The organism is Bradyrhizobium sp. ISRA442 (genome assembly GCF_038085055.1).
Classification (GTDB): Bacteria; Pseudomonadota; Alphaproteobacteria; order Rhizobiales; family Xanthobacteraceae; genus Bradyrhizobium.
Genome location: NZ_JALGCN010000010.1, coordinates 168,657 through 193,238 on the forward strand (window position 1 = coordinate 168,657; position 24,582 = coordinate 193,238).

Below are 24,582 nucleotides of genomic sequence, written 5' to 3' on the forward strand. Positions count from 1 at the left end.
TTTCGGTACCGGATTCCGTGAGAGACGAATTGGTCACCCCCGGTAGCCCGCCGAGGAGTTCGCAGCCGTCACATCTTTACGTCCATGGCCGGGCCTATGCGGCGGTGTCGCCGGCAACGAGAAGGGAGGCAACTTTGACCAATCCGTCGGGCACTACCATTGCTCTTACCGTTCCAGTTGGAGCGGAGCCCTACTGGTCGTCAAGCACAGGCGTCACAGCCTCACTGGCATCCGCGCGAGGGGCATCGTCGTCTGCCATGGCAGGGCCCGGGGAGGAGGAGCAACTGCCGGATTTCGGAGATGTGGTCGGCGATAACTGGACCCACAGCGACTGGCACGACGGTAAGAAACAGGTTCCGGCGCACCTGGAGGATGCACTACGTGAACGAGGGCGGCTGCCGACCGCGCGCGGCGAAGAAGTTACGATTTTCCAAATTCACCGTCACCTCTACGCGGCCGAGTTGAAAGGTGATCGCTATTATCTCACGTACCACCCTAGTGGCTGAAATCGAGGACCATGGCCGACTGCATGGGAAACGGCGAACGGGCTGCGACGCGTTCCTGAGAAGTGAGGATCACCCGACGGTCTCATTTTCGGGCCCTAGGATAAATTTCGCTTATATGGCGCCAGCGTCATCGTAGTCCTTTGACACCTCGCGGTGGCCCGCGATCACTTTGAACGTCGGGTCGGTTAATTTCTTCGCTGATTACTATGATTGAGCTCCCGCCGTCAGGTCTGTGTCAGTTGGTCCAGTAACGTTGCTGTGCGCTGGTTCTCAGCACGGCGCCAGCATGCCCTTGCTTGGAAAGCTTCATCTGATGGTAACATCGGGTGAGGCTATTGCTTGTCCAGTTTGCCGGCGCGAGTGAAAACGAAACTCCCGCGAGCGAAGGTGGGTGCGCGAATAGCGCGAATATTTCCCGGCCGTCTGGGGTTAACCTGCGTCGGTGCTTAGTCAATCGTAACAGGGGGTCTCCATCCAGCGCTCACAAACAGCTCACCGGAAAGGTCGTCGCTGTGCTTGAGGATCGCTAATCCCGCCATCGGCAGCGGCGGCCGGCCGGCCTGTCCTCGTAGATCGCGCCGAACCGCTCCTCGAGGCACCACCAGTCCCGGATCGTCTGCGGCTGCGCTTAGCCGGACGGCACGCTATTTGCGTAGCTTTGAGCCCGTCAATTTAGCGAATGCTGTAAAGTGCGAGATATACGTGAATGCTCCGCTTGCCGGCCAACAGCATGGCTATGATGGTCAATTGAACATGCGACCAGATTATTGCGCAAACATCCGGCCGCACGGGATTAACGCTTGTTGGTATGCCTCCGCTCGTATGGTGTCATACTACTTTCGCCCAGAGCCCTCGCCTGGGGTTTGCCTACGCTTCGGCGGCCCGACTTAGGCCTCAACGTTCGCGAGTTTGACTGGTGGCTCTCTGCGAAGGATTAGAGAGGCTCGTAGAGCCACCTGACGGATTTACGCGCGATTTTGTCGTTGAGACATTGGAGACACGAGGGTCGATCTGGGCTGCGCTGCATCTGCCGTCAGTGGATCCGCATGTATTCGTACTGACTGGTCTGGAAGCAAACACATTGTACTACAACGATCCTTGGGAGCCAGAGCGCAAGCTAATTGACTTCTCTGATTTTCAGTTCGCAGGAGCTTTTCGTCAACAATCGCGATCCTCTGAACACTCCCCGATGTTTAGGCCCGGCATTTGCTGGGGTGGATTGAGTTAGAATCGTTCGGGCTGGGAAGTTCAGCATTTGCAGATGTATTCATAGGATGTGGGACCCTTCAGGGTCTTCAAGTCAGCGACACGAAGGGGAGATTTGGGAGTGGCTGATGAACCCACGCGGTTGCCGCTTTCGACGGAGTTTCGGTTGGGAGTGGACTTAGTTAACCAGTTGCCAGGCCGCAATTGGAATACACCTAGCCCTCTCCAGAGGGCGCCGTGGCCCACCTATATGGCTGAGCAAAGTGTACGCGCGCCTGCGGCTCCAAATTTAGCAATGTACGTACGAGCTTGGCAGCACGGCGACAAACCCGCGTCACCCGAGCTCAGGGCCGCAATGCTCTCCAATGGAGTACTGCCGAGCGCGTCTCGGCCGGAAACAAATTTCACGATCGGCCACGTGAACTACACGGCCATGTTCCGCCTAATAGGCAGACCAGACGAGATCATCGTCCGCCAAGCCGACACGTTATTGCCCCGCGTACATGACACCATTTTGGGCGGTGTTAGGGGACGTGATCATTTGCTTCCAACAGAAGACAAGGATTCGATAGCTACTCGACGGACTGACCGCCCCCCAAGGTCGCCGGCCTACGATATGGAGTACATGACAGTCGATGGGGACGTTCGTCACTCTCTCAAGCCGGCGCTGCCTCACCTCAGGAGCCTCACGTCTGACGGGCAGGAACTCCAATCGGTTGGGCCCAGGCCCCTCATGATGGGGCGCCGAAGAATGGATACTTATCTCGACGACGCCCGGATCATCAACATCGACAGCTATATCAATTATAACTTGTCGTCGCTGATCAATTCTTCAGGCCTCAATGGGGTCGAGATACGCGGAACGCCTCAACAATTGCACAACTACGAAGACATTGTTGCGAGAGACCATGAACGGGCGAAGGGCTTTGTTCGCTTCACCATCCAGAAGCTGGAAGCCTACCTGGATCCCGTCACGCGTGAAGACGTGGAGCAAGACGTGAGAGCGGCACTGGGCCGATATTTTGGTATCGCGGGCACGAGCAAACAGGACGTCGCCGACATCCGAGAAATCCTCGCGAACTACAGGAAGGTGCACAGCTATCTCAATCGCGACGAGCCACTAACGCGAGCGCAGCGTCTTAAGGCGTGGTTTGTCGATTTTCCTCTTTATCGGATCCGGCCGAAATCCAATGGCACGTTGGCTTACGTCAGGGGCGGCCCCATCCACTGGCCGGATTGGCGTATCGTTCCGCGGTCACTGCGGTCCCGTTCGGTTAGCTCGGGATGGTCGGGTTTGGGGCTGTTTCTGGCGGGAGTGAGTGCCTACCAACGCGGTGTTGCGACGCTCCGTGGCGGCAGGTCAGTTGAGGAACGGTACGTAGAGCGTGCTGCGGCGCTAGGTGCGGTGTTGTTCGGCGGATTTGCCACGTCATTGATCGGCGGGTCTTATGGGGTAAATAAACTCAGGCGCTTGACTTCCGAGAGCGGGATCAATCTGCATGAAGGGCACTTCGCCTACTCCGATCGCTTCCGATCCTCAACCGTCGTGCACGAGGCAACACATCTGTTGTTGGGCACCGACGACCATGCCTACGAGCACGAACCGAGATTCGGTCAGCTATCGACAACCCAACACATAACCAACGCCGATAGCTACGGCCGGTTCGCTGAAAGGGTCAGCCGCTCATGAATCTGCCATGGAATGCCGTCGGAAACATTCGATCCCAATTGTACTCCGGTTGCCGCCTCATACCGATCGATCCGGCTGAACGAGCGGCGCTCGCTCTGGAGTCTGGGACGAACCAGGTACTAATCGCGTGGCGCAAGAAGGAAGGGCGGCGCTTCGCCTATGACACCGCTCAGATCGAAGCACTCTTCATCGAGCTCCCCGAGCTTCCGGTTCCGACCGCCAGCTGGGCAGAATTGGGCTGGACGAAGCTCGGTTTCCAGACCGGCAATCTGGCTCTGTTCTTCGCTTCGATTACCGCAAGCGGCCGCGTCGGGGTGAGATGGGGCAGGGACTTTCTCACTCTCTTGATGCATCGCCGCCGCGCCGAAATTTGCGTCGATGCTCGTTTCACAGATCCGTTTATCGATGATTCCCACACCGACACGCTCGACGTTCACTGGACCTTCAGCGTGGATCTGCAGGCTTCTGCTATCACCGCTTTGCGCACGACCTCATTCTGGCACGCCGATGCCGTAGGGGCCGACCACGCAATCAACCTCCGAGGCTGAGATCGTCAAAGCGAATCGAGGATGACGAAGTTGCCTTTGTTTTTGACGGTCAGCACTTCAGCAGCCTTGAACCCGCAGTCGCTGACGTGGCCTGATGGCGGCAAGTTTCATCAAGTCGCCACGATTGGTGGGGACCTTGACAAAGACGAAGACTGCCTACGCGGCTGGAGAACTCTGACAAGTTTGAGGCTTGTAGCATCGCTGTTCTAAGTTGACTGGGGTGCGTCGCGCCCCGCAAGTTCCCGAATTCGAGGAATTGATCGCGACCGTCAGCTTTTGGTCAGGGCACGGGGTTAGTCAGTCGCTGCCCGAAAGGTGCCTGGGCAGCCCCACGAAGTTCCTTCACCGGTCATGCTCGATCAGGTGGAGGGAGGGGCAATGTCGTAGCGTTTGACGAACACGTATTGCACCTCGCGCGCGACGTTTGGTCGGCAACGCGTTAATGACAAATCACATATCTAGGTGTCCAAATGCGGCATGAATATCGCAGCCTTAGTGTTATCGTTCGGTCCCCGTCGGGCGCGAAGGACGATACCGGCGAGATAGCGGAAGGACAACACAAGGTCGAGGATGGATACGTACTGCTTAACAAGTTCAAAGATAGTGGTGTTGCGTATCAGGCCGCCCTTGGCAACGACGATGATCCCATCGCTGTCGCGAAACGACACTTAAAATCCTGGTGGCAGACGCAGGACGTTTGCAGGAGCTTGGAGCCGCCTAAGCGGATTACTTGAGCCTATATTGGTGCGTCACAAATACGGCATCTGGAAACACATGCGGACGCGCTCCATCATCCGCGATGGCCGCTGTTCCCTGAAAGCGCTGTAATGGCCCAATACGCCGTCACGGCAGACGATGCCGATGTCTATCTGTCATTCGCCGCCGAGCTCGCGGATTCGGTCAGGCCCATCGCGCTGTCCTATTTCCGCACGCCGCTGGATGTCGTTGCCAAGTCCGATGCCAGCCCGGTGACGATCGCCGATCGAGCCGTCGAGTTGCGTCTTAGGGAAAGGATCGAGGCGCGCTTTCCGGAGCACGGCATCATCGGCGAGGAGATCGGAGCCAAGCCCGGCGGAGCGTTCACCTGGATCGTTGACCCGATCGACGGCACCAAGAGCTTTATCAGCGGCTTTCCCTTGTTCGGCACGCTGATCGCGTTGACCTATCAGCAGCAGCCGTTCTGCGGCCTGATCGACATCCCCTTTACGGGCGAGCGGTGGATGGCGAAGCCCAGCGTGGCGCGGTTTGGCGATGGATTGGCTCGGACCAGCGCATGCGAGAGCGTCGCCGACGCGCGCTTCTACACCACATCGCCTGACATGTTCCGCAAAGGCGAGATGGAGCCATTCGAGCGGCTGTCGCGAGTTGCGCGGATGCGCCGATTCGGCGGCGATTGCTACATCTCCGCAAATGGCTGTTGAAGCCGGAAACCGGCCAACGGTAGCTTGAGGAGGTGGCGCCCGGCCTGACACCTGAAATGGTCGCTGCGGTCTCGAAGATCATACGGTTACAGGATCTGATCTCGGTGGCGTCGAAGCGGGAAGTGGTCACGACATTCCGCTCGACGATCGGGCTCAAGGGACGGCTTTCGACGCGCAATCAGCCGAACCACCCGACCGATGATGCCTATGGCATCGCCGCGTCGGCCATCGATGGGCTCTTGATGGGATCGGCGACGCGGTGATCGGGGTCAATCCAGCTACCGATACGGTGGATGACTATATCCGGATGGTTTCTCTGCTGGACGAATTGCGCAGCCCCCTGTCGATCCCGACGCAAACCTGCTGTCTGGGCCATGTGACGATGGCCTTGAACGCCATCGCGGCGAACGCGTCTGTCGACGTTGTGTTCCAGTCCATCGCCGGCTCGCAGCTGATCCCGCCGGAGGCGGAGACGGTCGAGCAAGCCGTTATGGGGCATCAGACATTCGGGGTTTGGTGCAACTCCGACGGCCGCATCCAACCGCAGCCCATTAGCGACGGGCTATTTGAACACCTTCTCGAGAAGGGTCAATTGAAGGAAACGCCTCTCGACGAACTGGTTACCGAAACTCTCGAAGAGGGCAGGAATGTACCAAATGAAGAGATTATCGACATGTTCGAGACCCTGCATGAAGGGCTCGTACGTGCCACAAGCACAGTCGCTGACGAGATTGCGCGGCGCAGACGATGAAATCCCGGCGCGTGAGGGCTACGGTTGAGATGCCCAGCTCTGGTGGTCGCCGGGGGAACAGCATCGTCAGTGCATCGGAAACGATCCGACTCAAAGCTGACTGTACGGCAGCGCGCATCGACATGGAGTTGGCCATACCGCGGATGATCCGGACCCCCGCTGGGGAGATCGATAACCTCGTGTCCGTGGGCGACCGGATTTTCGGAATGGCTAGAGCATAAGCTGCACATGGCGGTCAAACAGGATTACGACGCGGCTGACCGGGTCACCGAAAGTCACTCCGCGTCGCTCCAGCGGACGCCAAGGATATATTCGTCGCCGCCGCCGTCTTCCCTGCGTTTCCATCCGTCGCGCTGTATCTCGCAATGGTTTGGTGCGGGGCAGGCACGCCTTGCGCAGTGCATTCGCGAGAGATCCGAAGCGATGGCGGATATGTCTGGGACATGGCAGGTCCGGGCAGCGTTCGATAAGCCGGTTCGAGATCCGGCCTTCGCAGCATGAAGCTGCTGCAGCCCCATGATGACCGCAGCCTCCGTCCAGTCCGTTGTTTCCAAAAAACATCCTGGTCGTGGGATCGTAGCCCGCAGCGGCGTAGGCAGCACAAAGCGAGCCAAAGTGGCGATCGACGGTGTCCGCAGACGGAGCACCCTTTGTGCTGTTGAGTAGCCGTTGGTATAGGTGCTCGTTTCTATCAAGCAGTCTCTTCAGTGAGGCGACAATCTTCTCTTTGTCCCAAGGGCGATTGCCGACAGCCAGACGCTCCTGTGCCTTGCGGATTTGTGCCGGCGGCACAATCGGTTCGAATGCCTGAAAACGCGCCCAAGCCGATTCCGGATTCTTTATCGCGCGGCCCTGCAATCTCTTCGTCGTGACATTGTAGGTCATCCGTCCCACGCAGAGTTCGCTGGCGAGAATGTTGTGTATGGTGTATCCCTCCAATGAGGGGAGTTGCGACGCTATATCGTCGACGAGAAACCCGGTCGTGGACAGGTCAACGAGGTCGATCCCAAAGCCTGGCTCGCTGACGTCCTCGCCCGTATCGCCGATCTTCCCGCATCGCGTCTGCACGAATTGTTTGACGGACGCGAGCGCTGCGGGTCCTAGGGGTAATCCTAGGAGAAGCGCTATGACGATTTCGCGGGCAGAAGTGATCACATCGGTCGAGCGGCGGCGGCGGTGGTCGCAGGATGAGAAGGAACGGCTGGTTGCAGCATCGCTAGAGCCCGGAGCCACCGCTTCCGAGGTGGCTCGCATGGCCGGCCTTCATGTGAGCCAGCTGTTCAGGTGGCGCAAAGAGCTTTGCAAGCAAGGCAATACCAGTATGGCGCCGTTAGTGCCGGTCGAGATTGGGCCGTCTGTGCCGCCGCGGGATGCGGCCGAAGCGCCATTGACGACGGCGTCGGCGCGTCGGCGGAAGACGCCAGGGCATCATCGAGATTTCAAGTGTCTTGCCTTCCCGTGCCACACCAACGAGCCGCTCGATAAAGGGCGTGGGCGTCCGTTTCCCTTGGGCGCCATAATTGTACCGCCGCCGCGACGGCGCGACTTGGACAATTTGGACGTTCGCAATCGCGATTACGGTGGCTCTCACATCGGCAGGCTCGCTGGGGCGTCCGTCAATCTAAGTGAAGCGCCACCTGTCTCCGCTAGGATTCGATCGACCGGCAACTCGGTGCGAGGGCGCGGCCTCGGTCGAACGTTCCCGCAGCACAACTTGCGTTTGATGACGATATCGACGCACGAGCATATGTAGCCAGCGACTCTGGCGCGTGATGATCGGGACGCGCCAAGGCCAGCGTTCATCGGTTATCCAAACAGCAGGCGCGAGGGCCTCAGTGCCGTTGTCAGAGTAACGCGTGTTCAGATAAGGATGAGAAGCTCGCGCTCCGAAAAGGGGCCGTGAAGACGGGCGTTCTTGCAAATTGGCGGTCCGTCATCATACCCATGGAGGGCGAGGACATGCGCCGCCCGCGCGATAACTAACCGACGCTCCAGCATCCTCGAATGCAGCAAGGCCGCGGGCGTGGTGCAGAAGAAAGTGCAGCTTCCAAGCGTTGCCGTAACGAGGCATCTACAATCTAAAATGTTTCATCGCATTATTAGATGGTGGGCTTGGCGACGCCTTATTGATCGGATGTCGCTTTGCAGCGGGGCAGCAAGCGGTTGACCAATAATGTCGCGCCAAAACTGTCGTGTGTTCTCGAACCCATCGAGTCATCTCTTTCGCTCCGCGCCGGCGCTGCCAATTGTAGTCGCTGCAATTTCGCAACGCGTGTTCGGTGAGCCTGATCAGAGAACGTTTGGGTTAAGCGATGGAAACTTAGACATCGCAATAGAAGAGGATGCCAGCGGACGATAGTAGATTGAAATACTCAACTATTGCGTTTGCATGGTCTGGACCTCTAAAGATCCTCTACCTTGATCATCCATTGCTCGCCCGGTCGGGAGTCCAAACGTTCCGATCGCGAATGCCATCCAAAACATGTTCCTGAAAAAGAGCTGGCTTCTTGATGAATTCTGGAGAACCGATGTGAGTGTACTCGTGTGGAATCAACCGGCCGCTGGAAACAGCGGTCACGTCGGCAACCTGCGTGCAAGGCCCGCCAAGCGGCTCAGAGGCCGCCGCATGAGGGGCTGTGATGTCTTCGGTTAACTCCATGCTTCATCTTGGCTTAAATCTTCATGGTGCTGGTGGTCATTCCGCCGCGTGGCGCTGGCCGGGCACAAATCCAAGCGCCTTTTTCGACATCGAGCACTACGTCCGCGCTGCGAAGATCGCGGAGCATGGTTTGCTGGATGCTGTATTCCTCGCCGATACCCCCGCGATAAGTTCCGATATTACGCACCAGCCGCCGCTTAATGGGCTCGAACCGACGCTGGTTCTCGCTGTGATTGCACGAGAAACGGAGCGAATTGGCCTGATTGCGACGGCGTCAACTACCTACAACGAGCCATACAATCTTGCCCGGCGCTTCCAATCGCTCGACGTCATCAGCCGCGGCCGCGTTGCGTGGAACGCGGTCACGACGTCGAGTCCGGCGACGGTTGCAAACTTTGGCGGTCGAGAGATCGGGCGAGCGGATCGCTACAGACGTGCGGAGGACTTCGTTGAAACGGTCCGTGCTCTCTGGCTGAGCTGGAGCGCCGAGATGGTCATCGCCGATCAGGCTGCGGGTGTTTACGCAGATCAGAGTCAGTTCCGCCTGCTCGATCCCGCTACCAATAGTTTCGGCATCCGAGGCCCACTTACGCATCCCGCCTCGCTCCAAGGCCACCCAGTCATTGTTCAGGCGGGCGGTTCGGATCCCGGACTACGGCTTGGCGCCCGCAGTGCAGATGTCGTGTTTGCGGCAGCCGGGGACTTGTCAACGGCTCTGCAGGAGGCAGAGCGCTTGCGCGCGCTCTCTCGGCAATTCGGCCGCCCTGCGGCTCCGCTCATCCTGCCAGGCCTTGTCACCTGTATCGGGGGCACCGAGGAGGAAGCGGCTCGTCGCAAGGAAAACCTTGACGGACTGCTCGATCTGGAGCGCGCCATCGTCGCTCTTGCACGAAGCATGGGCGTGGCGGTCGAGAAGCTCAGCCTCGAAAGGCCAATCCCGGAGGAGATTTTGCCTACTGCAGATGATGTTCCGTTTTCTGTCGGTCACCATCGCACGATTGAGACTCTGGCGCGTCAAGGTCGGACGGTTCGCGAAATCATTAGCAGCGTTCAAGCGTTTGGCCACCGCTTGCTCGTGGGTGCACCCGAGCAGATCGCGGACTCGATTGAAGCATGGTTCCGCGCTGGCGCGGTTGATGGTTTCAACATCATTCCGGACGTGCTGAAAGATGGCACTTCAGCGTTTGTCGACAATGTGGTGCCCATCCTGCAGAAGCGCGGGCTCTTTCGCAAAGAATATCGGGGGCAGACGCTGCGAGAGCATTTCGGGCTTTCCATTCCTTTCGAGCCGGCACGAGCCACAGCTAGCTCACCGTTATGACGCTTCCTCAACATCAAATGATTTGGAGACGGGATATGCATTCATCAAATGCGAGGTCGACGAGGCGCTTCACTGGAAAGCCGAACTATCCAGCAAGAACCGTGAAGGCTACCCTCCTCGTGCTCTTGGGCCTGTCGCAACTGCCGTCAAGCATTCATGCTCAAGAAGGGTCAGCCGGTAGCGTAAAGCGAGGAGGCATTATTCGTTACGGGCATTTTCAAGAGCCGGCGTGCCTCTTCGGAGGATGGGTGCAGCAATGGTATCTGCAACGCCAGTACAGCGATAATCTGGTCGCCCGCAGCGAGGATGGCAAGATTGTGCCATGGCTGGCCGAGTCATGGACAATTTCCGATGACAAGAAGATATACACATTCGAGATAAAGCCGAATGTGAAGTTCACGGACGGCACTTCTCTGGATGCGCAGGCCATCGCGGACAATATCAACGGATGGCTCAGCAACGACCCTGATCTGCGTAATCCGACTGCTGCTCCGTATCTTAGCGATAGCTTCGAATCGGCAAGCGCAATCGCTCCTTTGAGGTTACAGGTAACCTTGAAGGTGCCATTTCAACCCTTGCTGAATGTGTTTGCTCAATCCTCACAAGGCATTCTCTCACCATCCGCGCTCAAACGCGGACTTGCGGTGAACTGCGAGAACCCAGTCGGCTCAGGTCCATTCATTGTCGACAAATGGCGTCATGGACGGGAGGTCACCTTCCGCCGTAATCCCGACTACAACTCGGCGCCGGCCACCGCCAAACATCAAGGGCCGGCTTACATTGACGGAATCAGCTGGAAGTTCCTGCCAGATCAGACCGTCCGGTACGGCTCATTCATCGCGGGCGAGACCGATGCCATATACGATATCCCAGCTATCGCATGGAAGGAGGCCAATTCCCGTTTTCCAGTATTGCGGCACATTACCGGCGGTACCCCTCTGCGCCTGGCGTTGTATACGGCCCGGCCCCCATTTGACGATGTGCTCGTCCGCAAGGCGTTTGCCTATTCTACTGACCGAAAGGCCGCAGTCGACACATCATTCCTTGGCTCTTTGCCATTTGAAGGCAACGGTGCGCTGAGTCAGAGCTCGCCGGAATACCTGCGCGAGCTCGGGCAGTCGTATACGTACGATATTCGGAAAGCCAATCAATTGCTTGATCAGGCGGGTTGGACCGAGCGTAATCCTAGCGGCGTTCGTGTTAAGAATGGCAACCCGCTCATCGTGCGCGTGTCCTATTCGAACGCTTTTCTGAAGCCAGATGGCGAGCAAGCCTTGCAAGTTATCCAGCAGCAGGCAAGAGCGGCCGGTTTTGACGTACGTCTTCAGCCTACCAATCCAGCTGATTTCTTCGCCGGAAGAAACCTCGGACCCGATGATTATGAGATTGTTCTCCTCTATTGGGTTGCCCCCGGCGCGGAGATATTCCGGATCTCGTGGAAGCCCGATCAGAAGGGCGAGACCAATCGCTTCAATCCCTCACGCTATCAAGATCTGACGCTTTGGGACGTCATTCAAAAGGCGGAGCAGGAACTCAATGGGGCGCAACGTACCGCCCTCTATCAGCAGGCGGAACGGAAGATCGTGGATGAGGCCCCTGTGATTGGCCTCACGGTGCTAGACGTAACGTTGGCGACCAAGCCGAACCTCAAAGACGTTTGGCTTGACCGCGGCTCGGTTGGCGAACCCGTTTTCTATGACGCTCATTTCGATGATGGGAAGTGACGCCGTGAAGATAGTAGCCCATCATCCTATTGTTTGGTTCGCGCGCCGGATATTCTCCGGCGTGGTCGTGGTGTGGGCGGCCGCAACCTTTGCGTTCTTGATTCAATGTGTGCTCCCTGGCGACCGCGCCCAGATCATCATCAATGCGACAAGTGGCAACGTCGGACTCGCGTCCTCGGCAGAACTTGCGGCGATCAATGCGAAATACGGATTTGACCAACCGCTCGCGATTCAATACGGAAAATACATACTGCGAATCCTTCATGGAGACCTTGGCGAGTCATACCAGCAGCATCGGCCTGTCGCAGGGATCATCGCGGAACAGATTGGCCCTACCATTATTCTGGCGGTCACCGCGCTGCTGTTCGCATGGATTATCGCAATCCTGACGACCTTGTTCATCGCCGGCAGAGACAACATATGGGCGAAGTTGCTCAATGACACGCAGGTCTTTTTTGCAACCGCACCGCCCTATTGGCTGGCCACAATTCTGCTGGTCGTTTTTGCGGTAAAGCTGCGCATTTTCCCGGTCATCGGTGGAAGTTCTCCGACCGGGCTCATTCTGCCGACACTTGCGTTGGCTCTTGAATTATCGGGCTTTTTCGGACAAGTCGTTCAGAACGAGTTCACGCGCGTGCTCGAGCAGCCCTTCGTTACGTCCGCGCGCGCCCGAGGCATGAGTGATTTCGGCGTCAGGCTTCGCCATGTCCTCCGCCATGCCGCATTGCCTGGCATTACTTTATCAGGTTGGGCGCTCGGCAAACTTCTTTCGGGCGCGATTTTGATCGAGGTGGTTTTCGCCCGTCAAGGCCTAGGTGGAGTCCTTGTTGCTGCGACGTCCTCGCGAGACGTTCCGATTGTCTCGGGAGCTGTTTTGATTTCTGCGGGCCTGTTCGTTCTTGTCAGTTTGATTGTCGATCTGACTTACCGGGTCGTCGATCCCAGGATCAAGTTGATATGAGCATGTTCGCCGAAGCCACCGTGTCTCGGCCGCTCAAAGAAGTCCTGGCAATCGTCCGCCATGTTCCGTTCCGAGTTGCCGCCTGTCTTATCATCATTGGCCTCTTTGCCCTCGCGGCTGTGGCGCCAAAGGTGCTGCAGACGCACGATCCGCTCGCTATTGATTTGAGATCGTCATTGCAGTCTCCGTCGATCGCCCATTGGTTGGGAACTGATCAATTGGGTCGAGATCTTTACTCTCGAGTAGTCGAGGGGGCAGGCCAATCCCTGGCTATTGGACTAGGCGCAACGGCGCTGAGCATGTCCATTGCGATCGTTTTCGGCGTCACCGCCGCACTTTATGGTGGCGTATGCGACAGCATCCTGAGCCGGGTTGTCGACGTGCTCTTCGCAATTCCCACGCTCCTGCTCGCCCTTGTGTTCGTGACCGTTTTTGGGCCGTCGGTACTGACTGAGGTCATAGCTGTCGGAATCGGCACAGCGCCAGGCTATGCGCGCATGATCAGGGGCCAGATGCTTGCCATCAAGGGGACAGGGTATGTGGAGGCCGCTAAGGTGCTGGGCCATCCATTTCCCCGTATTGTCTGGAGGCATATTCTTCCCAACGCCATGAACCCGCTGACGGCAATGGTGACGATCGGCGTAGGTCAGGCGATTATATGGGCCTCCGGTCTTGCTTTTCTGGGACTCGGCGTCGCTCCCCCGGCGCCTGAATGGGGCGCGCTGCTCAATGCCGGGCGCAATTATGTAATCTACGCCTGGTGGCTGGAGATCATCCCCGGTCTGGCAGTTACGGCGTTTGCCCTCAGCCTCACCATCATCGGGCGCCATCTACAGGACCATCTGGAAGGAAAAACGTGAATGTCGCAGGGTCGCCTCCAGCCTGTCCCGCAGCAGCCGGACCTCCTCACGGTCGATTCGCTGCGTGTTTCCTTCGGTCGCGGCATCGACGAGAAAGCGGTTGTGCGCAGTATATCCTTCTCCCTCCAACCGGGACGGTGTCTTGCGATTGTCGGTGAATCCGGCTCGGGCAAGAGCGTGACTGCGCGGGCTCTCATAGGCCTCGCTGGTCGCTACGCCAATGTTCATGCACGCCAGCTAAGCTTCGACGGGACGGACCTGATGGGTCTTAACGATCGTGCCTGGCGGCGCATCCGCGGCAACGAGATTGGCTTTGTATTTCAGGATGCACTCGTCTCACTTGACCCGCTTCGCCGGATCGGCAAAGAGATTGGTGAAGGCTTGCTCCTCCACGGCGCGGTATCATCACGCGAGGAGCTCGCGCAGCGCGTCATTGCTCTCCTTAAGCTCGTCGGTGTCCCTGACCCCGAGACCAAGGCCGAGCAGCTGCCGCATCAATTATCCGGCGGCCAGCGTCAACGGGCTCTCATCGCGTCGGCACTTGCGCTCGATCCCCGCATCCTGATCGCCGACGAGCCGACGACCGCTCTCGATGTGACGGTGCAAGCTCATGTGCTGTCACTCCTTGAGGAGACCAAAACGAGGGGCAAGGCTCTGATCCTGATCAGTCACGATCTGGCGGTGGTCTCCCGCGTAGCGGATGAGATCCTCGTCATGCGAGGAGGCGAGGTCGTCGAACGCGGTAACGCCGTCCAGATATTCAAAGATCCGGGGCACCCCTATACTAAGCAGCTGCTGGACGCCGTGCCATCAGGCCGGCCGCGCGGCTCACGCCTCTCACCATCGACTATTGTGCGTTCGCCTGCCCGGCAAACGCAGCCAGCCGTGCAATCGCCGCCGAAATCTTGTCCCATCCTGCTCGAAGCGACAAGTCTGGTGAAGCGCTTCAAGGGCCCGGATGGCACTTTACGGGCGGCTGTGGACGGCGTCTCCTTCGAACTGCGATCCGGCGAGACTTTGGGCATCGTAGGTGAGTCCGGATCAGGAAAGTCAACGATGGCGCGCATGGTCCTGGCGCTCGAGGAGCCTGATGAGGGAGCCGTTCAGTTTGCAGGCCGGCCTTGGACCACGCTCGCCGAGCGCGAACGGCGAGCTCGGCGGCGGTCGCTATCGATCATTTACCAGGATCCTCTTGGCTCGTTTGATCCACGTTGGACGGTCGGACGCATCATATCGGACAGCCTTTCGAGCGACGTTGAGACACGGCGCAAGCGGCAGGAGCGTGTAATTGAGCTGCTCGATCTGGTTGGGCTATCCCAGGCCTTGCTCGACCGACGACCGCTCGAGCTCTCCGGCGGCCAGCGCCAGCGCGTTGCGATCGCCCGCGCGATCGCACCAAATCCTGCGGTAATCGTCTGCGATGAGCCGGTTTCGGCGCTCGACGTATCGATCCAGGCCCAGGTCTTGGACCTGCTCTGCTATCTGAAGGACCACCTCGGCGTAAGTTATCTCTTCATCTCGCATGATCTCAGTGTTGTTCGTCACATCAGCGATCGCGTCATAGTTATGCGCCGGGGGAGAATCGTCGATAGTGGCGCCACTGAAGAGATATTTCGCAATCCACAGTCTGAATATACCAAGAGCCTTATCGCCGCCATGCCGCGTCTTGTGCGCGACCACCAGATAGATCATTCAGCTACGATCCTCGAAGAAGGCATCGCATGAATGCCTTCGAATTCGATGCTTTATCATAAAATTGTCTATCTCCGATCGCGGGGGCATTCGCCTTTGCGCACCGAGTTGGTCACGATTGCGGGCTCGTTCATCGCTCGAGCCTGGACAGTCTCTGGCACGGGTTCCCACTAGATGGACCGGTCGGCGCGCGGAGCAGGGCTAAAGCGCGATGAGATTGGAATGAATCGTCATCGCGCTTTAGGTTGTTGTTTAAGCATGATCTTTTCGGAAAACCGCTTCGCACTTTTCCGGATCATGCTTTAGCCGAGTTCGAACACTCGCTAACCCTGAGGTCGGCGATCCGCAAATGTCGGATTGCCATCGATTGCGTGCCCGCAAGGAGGGGCGGCTCTTGCGCTCCTGCAAACGAGCTCGCAATCTTCGCTTTCACGATAGCCTTGCGATCATGGTGCGGTCCCTGACAACGAGAGCGTGTTTGTCAGGTTCAAAACATTCGGCGTCAATATCGATTTCATGACGCCTATTCAGCCCTTAATTGCGACTGATGCGGCTGGCACGGTCATTGCTATCGGAAATGAGGTAACGCCGAGTAGGGGCTGACTTCAGCCCTGTGAACGATCACTTTTCCGCCCGGAAGCCGTGGGTCCATTCTGAAAAAGGAGCAAGACCTTGAAATTTTCGCGCTCGGTTTGATGGAGAGCGATTTGGATTTGCCTATAAGAGCCGACGAGACAAACCGCAACTTCTGGACATATCGGTACTGTCAAACGACCGTTGCGTTGTCAGAGTTGCGGGGCTCGGTGAACAATCTCAGCGAGCGGCACTGGGGGGCGCATGACTAGAATTCGGCTGACGTGCTCAACTGTGCCAGCTGCGAAGGTCACCGACTCAATAGGCGCCTCATCGACGCATCGTGTCGCCATTTCGCCGACGAGTTCGCCACAGGTCGCATAGCGTACCTCCAAGGCGGAGCAAAAAGAGGTCAATAACAGGCCCCCCGTAATCCGGGCAATACGGAATCGTCGTCATGTCGCAAACGATCGGCGCTGATAGCAAGTGCACCGCGAATGAAGGGGCAGAGCACTGGTCAGATCCGAAACACAATCTTTTATCAGATGGCGACTTTGTTCGGTACTGGAGCCGAGCTGCCGATCGGCTGCGCGCGGTGGCCGCCGTCGGGAGGCGAACCGAAGAGGCGATCAGAAGGACCGGGATTGGCTTGCAGCTATCCTCCGAGAACTTTAACGGTCACGACCTGTCAGATTTCCCGTTGCGACGCTGTACTCTCAATCGTGCGCAGCTCTACGGAGCAAAGTTGGATCGGGCAGACCTTTCTGGGGCGAATCTTATCTGTCCGGGGCTAGAAAGGGCAAGTTTCCGCGGGGCCAAGCTCGATTTTGCGTATATGCATGCGATTGCAGCGCAGGTCTGCAACTTCGATGATGCCAGTCTGCGCAATGTAATTGATGCAACAGGCAGCCTGTTTCACGGTTGCAGCATGAAAAGGACACGCTTTGATAACGCCATGCTCAGCGGGCTTCTCGCTTACCAATGCGACGCGAGTGGTGCTGTATTCGATGGCGCGGAGCTACAGGGTTCGACCATCAATGAATGTTTCCTTCCTTCCGCTTCCTTCCGCTTTGCCAAGCTGAGCCAACTCACGATCACGAAAGCACATCTGGCGTCTTGCTCGTTCTTCCAGTCAAAGGGGAACTGTTTATCGATTGTGCGTCCCACCTCGGTCGATGGTCTTGTCCTGGAAGGCGCTCATCTTCCGTATCTGAGACTCTCAAAGGTAAGCGGCCGCATTGCAGCGAGAGCCATGAGCGCACCATATGCTGATATTCACTTGTCAAATCTTCCAAATGCGGAGCTTGAGCAGGTAGACCTGACCGAGGCGCGGCTTTTGTCCGTAAGCTTGTCCAACGCAAACCTCGTCGGTGCCGTGCTCAACGGTGCATCCATTCATTCCTGCCAGCTCGATGGAGCGAACCTGTCTCTGGCATCAGGCGAATGCATTTCGATAACAGAGAGCACCATGCGAGCAGCCAAATTATCGGGCTTTCGTGGCCGCTGTGCCTTTGTGCGCGACTGCGACCTCGAGCATGCGGACTTATCCCAGGCTTACCTCTACAGGTCGATGATCACCGGTGATCCCCCGCAATCAATGGCACTGCATGAGGCAAATCTCGAAGGATCGAATCTCGTTCAGGCATATCTCGCCGCAGGAATGACGAGAACCAATCTGGAGGCAACGCGGGCCGCGTACGTTCGCATGAACCAATCGTCCTTGCGCGAGGCGAACCTGAGTGGGATGTCGCCGTTCCAGGCCAGCTTCGTAAAGGCGGACTTTTCGGGCGCTAAGATAACCACATTCGAGCCACCGTTCTTTGCAGACCGATGCCCGGGCCTACAGGCCGCTCTGAAGGGGGATGAGCCACGCGAGCCATCAAGCTATCTAACTGAATTCTCATCGTTGATCAGACGGGGGCGAGAAGGGTCCACCTGACTGCTTCGGAGACTGCAAAATAGAAGGGAATGCAGTGTCGGTGAGCTTAGGACAGGTCTGGGCGGTCGTCCGAGCTGTGAGCGAGCGCTAAAGCGCTATGGGGCTCGTTGGCATTGCCGGCGGATACGAGAGGCAGGGCAGACCTTCTGCGCGATACGACCGATCAGATCGCTCTTTTGGCGTTCAAAGAGACTGGAGTAGGAAAATGCATCTGGCATGTCTTTCCGCAGGTAAAGCGTTCATCCGGAGGTGGCGAGAACAGGGCAGACGATCGGGACGGTACATACTCTCGGCGCCCTGCATCTTGGGCATGCAGAACTGATCAGAAGGGCGGCATCGGAGAATGACGTCGCGATCGTCACAGTCTACCCGAACAAGATCCAGCTTAGACCAGGTGGGAGCTACGATTTCAATTTGGACGAGGACATTGGACTTGCATTGCGTTCGGGAGCAACTGCCGTAATTTCCTCCAACGACACCGAAATGTTCCCGCCTGGCTATCGAACCTTTGTATCGCAAGGCGACTGTGATTTGCGTTTAGGGGGCCGTGATGCGTATTTGAAGGAAGCCGTTACCGGGGCAGTCCGCTGGATCTGCTATGCTAGGCCAACTCGCAGCTACTTCGGCCTGAAAGATATCGGTCAGGCGATCCTGGTGAAGCGCGCCGTCGCAGACCTCCTTCTGGATTGCGAGATAAGGTTTGTGCCGACGGTGAGATACAAGAATGGAGTGCCCATTTCGTCGCGCTTGAGGCGATTTAGCCGTTCCGAGCTTGATGAGCTGTCGTGTCTTTTCACAGCACTCAACCATTCGAGGAAAGAGATCGCCCAAGGGTTATCTACCGTCAAGGATCTGGTCGCGTCGGCTACATCTCAGATCAAGTTCCGACACTTTAAGCTCGATTTTGTTCGAATCGTCGGCGCTGACAACTTCGAAGACCTGGAGCAAGTCAAGCTCCCTTTCATCATTTTTGGAGCGGCAACGGCTCATGGTCTCAGGATCTTCGATAATATCTACGTTCCAGATCAGGATACTCTCGTGAAGGGTCCTTCGGATATCTGGATCGATCTGCCTGAACAGTCCTAGCCAGACGATTAATCATCCATGACCTTGAGAAAGCTATCCGTTCCGGCCGTATCCCAAGGCGAGGGTTACCGTATGAAGGTGTACTCGGCTTGATGTTGCCTCCAGCGCATAGCCATCTCTAACCAGCGCTGAGAGCTCTCACTGATCCCTGAGTAGATCGACTTGGAAAGTCAATGCGATCCTTACTGCCCGACATGGTAGGGCGAGGCTAGCTGCACTGTGAGGTAGCCTGGTCGAGCGGCCCGTCGCAGCCAAGCGCTGCGGCAGCTTGAAGCGATGAATCGCGCCACACCGTAAACTCGCGAGAGCAGAATCTGCAGAGATGATCATGACAAGGCGATCGGAAGATTATAGGGCTGAGGATTCGTGTGTTATCCCGCTGAGCAAGCTGGATGTAAGCGAGGGCAAGCGCTTTCAAGACGACAGCATCTGGGCTTGCTTTGAGCGGTTGCGAAAGGAAGATCCCGTTCACTACTGTCAAGACAGCGCTCATGGTCCATATTGGTCCGTAACGAAATACCGGGATATCGTAGCCGTAGACACAAACCACAAAGCGTTCTCGTCAGAAGAAGGTGTCACTATTGTCGACGTGCCTGGCGAGCACTGGACCCCGAGTTTCATCAAGATGGGGCCTCCAAAGCACGCCGAGCAGCGCAATACCGTGAGCCCGATCGTCGGACCGGAAAGCTTGACGAAGCTCGAAAGCTTGATCCGGTCTCGGGTCAGGGCGATTCTCGCGGGCTTGCCGCGCAATGAGGCCTTCAACTGGGTGGACATGGTGTCCATAGAGTTGACGACGCAAATGCTCGCCACGCTGTTCGACTTCCCATTTGAGGATCGGCGACTGCTGACCTATTGGTCAGACGTCGCTGTTACAGCTCCGAAAGCAGGCCATGCAATCGACAGCTGGGACAAGCGAAGCACCATCTTGTCCGAGTGCCTGGACTATTTCACCCGGCTTTGGAACGAGCGCATCAAAGCCGAGCCGCGCCTCGACCTGATTTCCCTGATGGCGCATTCGCCCGCCACACGGCAGATGGAGCCGAGCGAGTTTCTCGGAAATCTGATTCTGCTGATCGTTGGGGGAAACGACACCACGCGCAACTCAATTACCGGCGGCCTCCTGTTCATGAGTCAGTACCCCTCCGAGCTGCGAAAGCTAATTGACAATCCCAAGCTGATCTCAAGCGCCGTGCACGAGATCATTCGGTACCAGACGCCAATTGCACATATGCGCCGTACCGCCGCGATCGACAGCATCGTAGGCGGAAAACAGATCAGGAAAGGCGACAAGGTCGTCATGTGGTACATCTCCGGTAACAGGGACGAAGAGATCATTGAGAATGCCAACAATTTCGTGATAGATCGCAAGAATGTGAGGCAGCATCTCTCGTTTGGATTCGGCATCCATCGCTGTCTTGGTCGACATCTTGCGCAGCTGCAGTTGAGAGTCCTCTGGGAAGAGATTTTGTCTGCGGAATTGTGGTTCGAGATTGTCGGCGAACCCGAGCGGATTGCATCTAACTTCGTGCACGGCTATTCCGCTCTCCCCGTGCGGATTGCAGCCTAGGCCCAAATTGTTCGGCTCACGCAGGCGGCGGAGCGGGCTTGTCCTGAACCATCTTTGGTTTCTGCAAGCAGCGCAGCTGGGGTGATCGACGGGAAACAATGCTGCATGTAGGAAGCCAATTGCCGGCCCGGCAGACGCTTGGAAGGACCTGCGAGAAGCGATAGGTGAGGCGCGCGTCTCGACTCGCGCTTGGCATGCCGAAAATTGAAGCTCAACTGCTACTCCGATGCAGGTCTCTGGGCTGCCTTGAATAGCCGGAACCATAGAGGTCGATGACCTTGATGTTGAAAATTGCAGCTATGGCAGCCATTTTCCTTGGAGAAGCGCTTTCGATATGCGCCGAGTTGATTGCCTCAAGGCAATTCGCAAAGACCGGTGGCGATCTGGCGATGCTTTGGCCGATGTTTCTCCTGGTATGCTCGGGTGGCATCCTCCTCGTTTTCGGATACGCACTGGGCTACATGCATCTGAAGAATATCTGGATCATTGTCGCGATATCGGTGGGAGCTATCCTGGTCGTAGAGCCGATACTCGCGGTTCTGCTCTTCAGAGACGTGCCGACCGCCGGTTCGCTGATTGGGCTGGTTCTCGGTGCGTTTGGTGTGCTCGCTGCCATAGTTCTGTGAAGGTGATTTCACCAGGCCCGGATGAGCGCCGCACTTTTGCGAAATGCAGCCTGAGGATCTGCGGAAGGTCGATTCAGCCGGTTGGTACGAGGAAAAATATCGATGCTGATCGACCTTCAGCTTCTCGTCGTCATCGGTGTGTGGCCGCTAGATTGTTAAGCTCTTATGTCAAAGTCCACTTACCGTTAGCAGGACGCGTGTGGCGAGCGTAGGTCTGCCAATCTATAAGCTGGCCATTTCTGCTTGACCAAAATTCGCCGATTAGCCTCGACTGTTCTCCCGGCTACCAACGTTTGGGGACGACTTGACTCAGTCGGTGTGGACGGAGCTAACGGCAGAGGGCGACGCGCGTAGCGGAGCGCGTCGAGGCCAGGGCACCTCAGCCGCGATTACGTCGCGGCTGCTTACACGGACGCACTTACCCGCATCGCTCTCTTCAGCGACATTGGAGGTCCGATGGAATGGAACTTCAGGTGACATTGGCTTTCTTGTGCATTCGAAAGAACGCGTTTTGGTCAGCTAGTCGTCAGTCACATGGTCTATCCAGACGGGCTGCACATTCGCGACTTTTATCGGAGACGAAGCATGACAGGCATTGGCCGAGCCGGCGCATCGGAAGTTGGGGCCGCAGGAGCTGGCAATACCGGAGATGTGAGCGGTTCGAGCGTGGAGCCCAGCCTGTTCCCGGGAGGACGCAGTCAATCTTTCGATGTCATCATCGAGCGGATGCGCTCTGGGCCTCAAGACAGGACCGCGGCGCTTGACAACTCAAGTTCGGAGGTGGCAGCGCCCACCCGAGACGAGATAAAGGCAGCAAGGCGAAAAATGGGCGGCCTGTTTGAGGAGCTTGAAGCTAGCCGTCGAGCGGCCCCGCACGCCCAGACCTTCCAAGAGGCGCAAGAGCTGATCGATCAAGTCGTCAAAGCAGGCTCAACAGTTCTGGAGTACTACGCGGATTTGCCTGCCAATTTGGCGCGTCGCATTCTGCCCGACGATCGGGCTCGCCGGCTCCGCGATGACACGCTGAACGCGGCCGAAGAATGTAACGCAGTGGCCACCCGGATTATTTACGAGCTGGAGGACAAAAGAAAGGAAGCATTAGGCTGGCTCCCGAAGATCCAAGACACCGGTACGCCCGCCCAGGTGGCCGGCGCGTTTAAAAGCGTGGCGAAACGCTATGCAGCCTGCATGGAATGGTGGGGGAAGAAGGTGTTGCGCTCGGAGCGGATGCAGTCTGTCTGCGCGGCTACTGCCAACTTGCCAAGCAGCACGCCCGAGATGCGCAAGGCCGAAGAGGCCGCACTAAGACTGCATACCGGCTGGGCTCTCAATACGAAGTGCATGTATCTGCAAGCGCGGATCGCTCTCGCGGAGCTCTTGATTGACTCGCGAGCGAGCACGCTCGACCCAGACGTGCGCGATGCCTTGATGGAGGAGAGCGGGCGGGCGCGTCTGCTCGGGACCTTCGTCGAGGATGTTTTTCCGGCATTCGTCTCCACGTGCGACGCCGTTCTGTACCGCGATGGAGCAGTGCTTGACGCGGAGCATCGCGCCGTTCTGGAAGGAGTCATGGAGCGGCTTTCGGAATTTGCATCCGGGCTGAGCGGCATCGTTGCCAGCCTGAGGCAGATCGGAACGGGAGCTGAAGTTCCCCTGCAGTTGCTAGACGAGATCGTGGAAGGGGCGTGGGTGACCGCGAACGAGGTTATGCGGCTGCTGGCATTGCAGCCAAGTACGCCAGCTACAATCGAACCGCCCGCTTGGGCCGTGCTGCCGGAAAATACTGCCGGGGTGAGCCAAGGCACTCCAGGTCGCAGAAAAGGAAAAGGAAAAGAGAAAGGAAGGCGCGCAGCGGCTGCCGGCGAGGGGAGTTCAACGGCCAGCTCATCCGAGTCGCAACGGCCCGATGGCGCTACGGCCCCGGCGCGCAAGGTTATCGTGCGCTCAGATCTCGGTACCAAGAAGCTCGCTACCACCGAGGAAGCACGTGCCTCATCCGCTGCAACCGATCACCTCCAGATGTGGCAGGCGCCGCCGTCCAAGGAAGCTTTGGCGGGATTACTTGAGCGATTGGACAAGCTGCTGCAGTTCGATCTGCCGGCTCAGCAGAGGGCGGTCTCGCAGACGCGCCAGATGAAGCCCGAGGACGCCGAACACGTCTTGGATCGGGTTATCACGCACTTGCAGACGCAGGCCGCCGAGATTGAGGCCTGTGTGGCCGCGCTGCAGGAGCCTCGCCGACGTGGCTTGCTCACGCCTTCGCAACTTCCCGAAGTGCACGATAAAATAGTCCGGCTCAACGGGATGGGGTCCGAGCTGCAGGGGCAGGCAAAATCATTGAAAGCGCGGAAGGCAGCGATCACGAGCGATTGCATGAAGACCTACCCGTTTCCTTCGCAAGAGTATCTCGAGCAGTTGCGCGCGGCGGGGGAACTGGAGTCAGTGGGTCCACCGCAAGCGTTGAAGGGAGAGCCAGGTAAGCTATTCGAGATCAAGCTGCAGCCCAAGGCGCTTGGCGGCGGCGCAATGCCAAGGCCGATGTGGGTGCACATCCATACCGAGCGGCCGGTTTATGCTTGGCAATTGGCAACGTTGGGCGATCGCGCATTCGCCGCATGCCACGTGAAGTCCGACGAACAGCGCGGATACAATCAGCATTGGCAGAACGCTCGAGCCGCCGAGGGCCACGAGAACGTCGTGATCCACCGCGGCAAGCTGACGCCTGCGTTCTGTAGGTCCTTGTTGAGCACCGCCGCTGGCCAGCCGTGGCAGCCCCTTCCCGATCCCGGGCACGTTTCAGCGCACATGGCTCGACTGGGGATCTAGTGAGTGGGCTGTCTTGCGGTGAGCCGTTCGGTGGCAGCCTTCATGCCTTCGGATCGGCTCGGTGGATTGCCTGAGCAGCGCCGAGCCCTCTTGGGCCCATCTTACAAAAAGATGGAACTGGGAGAGAATGCACCTCACGCGAGGGGTAGCAGACGGCGATCCCGGAGGATTGTCCACAAGCAAGCTGCCATTCCGAGGTGTGGCAAACATCGGCGCTCGGGCGAGAAGCTAGGCCGCTGAGCATTGCAGACCGAAAACATGTACCTGATGCCGGCGGCGATCCGCTCGGATGTAACAGTGCTTTCGCCTGTTTGCCCGCTGCAAGCTGGCGCGCAAACCCTCGGCGGAGCTTCAACGGATCGCGGACGGTTCGGTGGCACGGGAGCTGAGCATCACGGCCGCTTTGACGAATCGGATCGGGCGGTGCACAACAACGCGGCCTGTTTGCTACTCTTGCATAAGGCTACGACGGCCCCAGCATCAAGCCTCCTTGGCCCCCAAAGATGCTGGGGCTGTCGTTCTTCCTCGAGCGTCTCTAGCCAAGTGGCGTCGGAGCTGCTTCGCTTCAACTGCAATGGCGCGCCGAGCCGCCCCGACGATCCCAATATATGGGCGTATGGTCT

Annotated in this window: 17 protein-coding genes and 4 pseudogenes; 17 read left to right on the top strand and 4 right to left on the bottom strand. The window is 57.8% G+C overall.

The annotated features are described in order from the left end of the window. Window positions 1-962: 962 nt before the first annotated feature. Window positions 963-1,113: pseudogene (locus MTR72_RS40515) on the bottom strand (IS5/IS1182 family transposase); the annotation flags it as partial. A gap of 309 nt (window positions 1,114-1,422) precedes the next feature. Here MTR72_RS40515 and MTR72_RS40520 point away from each other — a divergent pair. The 3 genes from MTR72_RS40520 (at window position 1,423) to MTR72_RS22020 (ending at window position 3,950) form a co-directional block, all read left to right on the top strand. Further along, complete coding sequence (locus MTR72_RS40520) at window positions 1,423-1,734, top strand: papain-like cysteine protease family protein (RefSeq protein ID WP_445819618.1); 312 nt, start codon at window positions 1,423-1,425, stop codon at window positions 1,732-1,734. A 729-nt stretch (window positions 1,735-2,463) separates the two neighbouring features. Beyond that, window positions 2,464-3,402 carry a M35 family metallo-endopeptidase gene (locus tag MTR72_RS22015; RefSeq protein ID WP_341510956.1) on the top strand — a complete coding sequence of 313 codons (939 nt, stop codon included), beginning with the start codon at window positions 2,464-2,466 and terminating at the stop codon, window positions 3,400-3,402. After that, window positions 3,399-3,950 carry a hypothetical protein gene (locus MTR72_RS22020; protein ID WP_280968736.1) on the top strand — a complete coding sequence of 184 codons (552 nt, stop codon included), beginning with the start codon at window positions 3,399-3,401 and terminating at the stop codon, window positions 3,948-3,950. Before MTR72_RS22015 ends, MTR72_RS22020 begins: the two co-directional genes overlap by 4 nt. A gap of 458 nt (window positions 3,951-4,408) precedes the next feature. Here the strand turns inward: MTR72_RS22020 and MTR72_RS22025 are convergent, their stop codons facing one another. Then, window positions 4,409-4,618, bottom strand: coding sequence for a hypothetical protein (locus MTR72_RS22025; protein WP_341510957.1), 210 nt, complete (start codon window positions 4,616-4,618; stop codon window positions 4,409-4,411). A gap of 159 nt (window positions 4,619-4,777) precedes the next feature. Here MTR72_RS22025 and MTR72_RS22030 point away from each other — a divergent pair. Further along, window positions 4,778-5,353: pseudogene (locus tag MTR72_RS22030) on the top strand (inositol monophosphatase family protein); the annotation flags it as partial. Between the two features lie 2 nt (window positions 5,354-5,355). Continuing rightward, window positions 5,356-5,822, top strand: a pseudogene (eutB, locus tag MTR72_RS22035) (ethanolamine ammonia-lyase subunit EutB); the annotation flags it as partial. A 510-nt stretch (window positions 5,823-6,332) separates the two neighbouring features. Here eutB and MTR72_RS22040 read toward each other — a convergent pair. After that, window positions 6,333-7,007: a hypothetical protein gene (locus MTR72_RS22040; RefSeq protein ID WP_341510958.1), complete on the bottom strand. Its 675-nt coding sequence runs from the start codon at window positions 7,005-7,007 to the stop codon at window positions 6,333-6,335. 102 nt (window positions 7,008-7,109) lie between these two features. Here MTR72_RS22040 and MTR72_RS22045 point away from each other — a divergent pair. Together MTR72_RS22045 and MTR72_RS40525 are read left to right on the top strand one after the other, a co-directional pair. Then, window positions 7,110-7,226 (top strand): annotated as a pseudogene (locus tag MTR72_RS22045) (transposase domain-containing protein); the annotation flags it as partial. Between the two features lie 22 nt (window positions 7,227-7,248). Beyond that, entirely contained in the window at window positions 7,249-7,875 is a 627-nt protein-coding gene (locus tag MTR72_RS40525) for a transposase (protein WP_445819619.1), read from the top strand. 669 nt (window positions 7,876-8,544) lie between these two features. Here the strand turns inward: MTR72_RS40525 and MTR72_RS22050 are convergent. Beyond that, the gene (locus tag MTR72_RS22050) at window positions 8,545-8,781 is read right to left on the bottom strand and encodes a hypothetical protein (protein WP_341511027.1); all 237 of its coding nucleotides are present in this window, start codon (window positions 8,779-8,781) and stop codon (window positions 8,545-8,547) included. Between MTR72_RS22050 and MTR72_RS22055 the strand changes: the two genes are divergently transcribed. The 10 genes from MTR72_RS22055 to MTR72_RS22100 all read left to right on the top strand — a co-directional run bounded on the left by MTR72_RS22055 (window position 8,762) and on the right by MTR72_RS22100 (window position 23,959). Further along, a complete protein-coding gene (locus tag MTR72_RS22055) occupies window positions 8,762-10,102 on the top strand; it encodes an NtaA/DmoA family FMN-dependent monooxygenase (protein WP_280970875.1) in 1,341 nt (446 codons plus the stop codon). The two genes, MTR72_RS22050 and MTR72_RS22055, sit on opposite strands and share 20 nt — an antisense overlap. A 101-nt stretch (window positions 10,103-10,203) precedes the next feature. Continuing rightward, entirely contained in the window at window positions 10,204-11,826 is a 1,623-nt protein-coding gene (locus MTR72_RS22060) for an ABC transporter substrate-binding protein (RefSeq protein WP_280968740.1), read from the top strand. Continuing rightward, window positions 11,798-12,787, top strand: coding sequence for an ABC transporter permease (locus MTR72_RS22065; protein ID WP_341510959.1), 990 nt, complete (start codon window positions 11,798-11,800; stop codon window positions 12,785-12,787). Before MTR72_RS22060 ends, MTR72_RS22065 begins: the two co-directional genes overlap by 29 nt. Next, window positions 12,784-13,647, top strand: coding sequence for an ABC transporter permease (locus MTR72_RS22070; protein WP_280968742.1), 864 nt, complete (start codon window positions 12,784-12,786; stop codon window positions 13,645-13,647). The genes MTR72_RS22065 and MTR72_RS22070 overlap by 4 nt, the downstream gene beginning before the upstream one ends. Then, entirely contained in the window at window positions 13,648-15,372 is a 1,725-nt protein-coding gene (locus tag MTR72_RS22075; protein WP_280968743.1) for a dipeptide ABC transporter ATP-binding protein, read from the top strand. It begins immediately after the preceding gene. A 997-nt stretch (window positions 15,373-16,369) separates the two neighbouring features. Then, entirely contained in the window at window positions 16,370-17,851 is a 1,482-nt protein-coding gene (locus tag MTR72_RS22080) for a pentapeptide repeat-containing protein (protein WP_341510960.1), read from the top strand. 249 nt (window positions 17,852-18,100) lie between these two features. Next, the gene (locus MTR72_RS22085) at window positions 18,101-18,937 is read left to right on the top strand and encodes a pantoate--beta-alanine ligase (protein WP_341510961.1); all 837 of its coding nucleotides are present in this window, start codon (window positions 18,101-18,103) and stop codon (window positions 18,935-18,937) included. A 328-nt stretch (window positions 18,938-19,265) separates the two neighbouring features. Continuing rightward, window positions 19,266-20,507 carry a cytochrome P450 gene (locus MTR72_RS22090; RefSeq protein WP_280968748.1) on the top strand — a complete coding sequence of 414 codons (1,242 nt, stop codon included), beginning with the start codon at window positions 19,266-19,268 and terminating at the stop codon, window positions 20,505-20,507. Window positions 20,508-20,779: 272 nt separating this feature from the next. Further along, window positions 20,780-21,133, top strand: a complete 354-nt coding sequence (locus tag MTR72_RS22095; RefSeq protein WP_280968749.1) for a hypothetical protein — start codon at window positions 20,780-20,782, stop codon at window positions 21,131-21,133. 585 nt (window positions 21,134-21,718) lie between these two features. Next, complete coding sequence (locus MTR72_RS22100) at window positions 21,719-23,959, top strand: hypothetical protein (RefSeq protein ID WP_341510962.1); 2,241 nt, start codon at window positions 21,719-21,721, stop codon at window positions 23,957-23,959. The last annotated feature ends 623 nt before the right edge of the window (window positions 23,960-24,582 follow it).

Bases quoted from the DNA above. Each gene is read 5' to 3' on its own strand.
- MTR72_RS22065 (WP_341510959.1), top strand. From the start codon at position 11,798: ATGACGCTCATTTCGATGATGGGAAGTGACGCCGTGAAGATAGTAGCC.
- MTR72_RS22020 (WP_280968736.1), top strand. From the start codon at position 3,399: ATGAATCTGCCATGGAATGCCGTCGGAAACATTCGATCCCAATTGTAC.
- MTR72_RS22050 (WP_341511027.1), bottom strand. From the start codon at position 8,781: ATGGAGTTAACCGAAGACATCACAGCCCCTCATGCGGCGGCCTCTGAG.
- MTR72_RS22090 (WP_280968748.1), top strand. From the start codon at position 19,266: ATGACAAGGCGATCGGAAGATTATAGGGCTGAGGATTCGTGTGTTATC.
- MTR72_RS22075 (WP_280968743.1), top strand. From the start codon at position 13,648: ATGTCGCAGGGTCGCCTCCAGCCTGTCCCGCAGCAGCCGGACCTCCTC.
- MTR72_RS22055 (WP_280970875.1), top strand. From the start codon at position 8,762: ATGTCTTCGGTTAACTCCATGCTTCATCTTGGCTTAAATCTTCATGGT.
- MTR72_RS22080 (WP_341510960.1), top strand. From the start codon at position 16,370: ATGTCGCAAACGATCGGCGCTGATAGCAAGTGCACCGCGAATGAAGGG.
- MTR72_RS22015 (WP_341510956.1), top strand. From the start codon at position 2,464: ATGGATACTTATCTCGACGACGCCCGGATCATCAACATCGACAGCTAT.
- MTR72_RS22095 (WP_280968749.1), top strand. From the start codon at position 20,780: ATGACCTTGATGTTGAAAATTGCAGCTATGGCAGCCATTTTCCTTGGA.
- MTR72_RS22070 (WP_280968742.1), top strand. From the start codon at position 12,784: ATGAGCATGTTCGCCGAAGCCACCGTGTCTCGGCCGCTCAAAGAAGTC.
- MTR72_RS40525 (WP_445819619.1), top strand. From the start codon at position 7,249: ATGACGATTTCGCGGGCAGAAGTGATCACATCGGTCGAGCGGCGGCGG.
- MTR72_RS22100 (WP_341510962.1), top strand. From the start codon at position 21,719: ATGACAGGCATTGGCCGAGCCGGCGCATCGGAAGTTGGGGCCGCAGGA.
- MTR72_RS22040 (WP_341510958.1), bottom strand. From the start codon at position 7,007: ATGACCTACAATGTCACGACGAAGAGATTGCAGGGCCGCGCGATAAAG.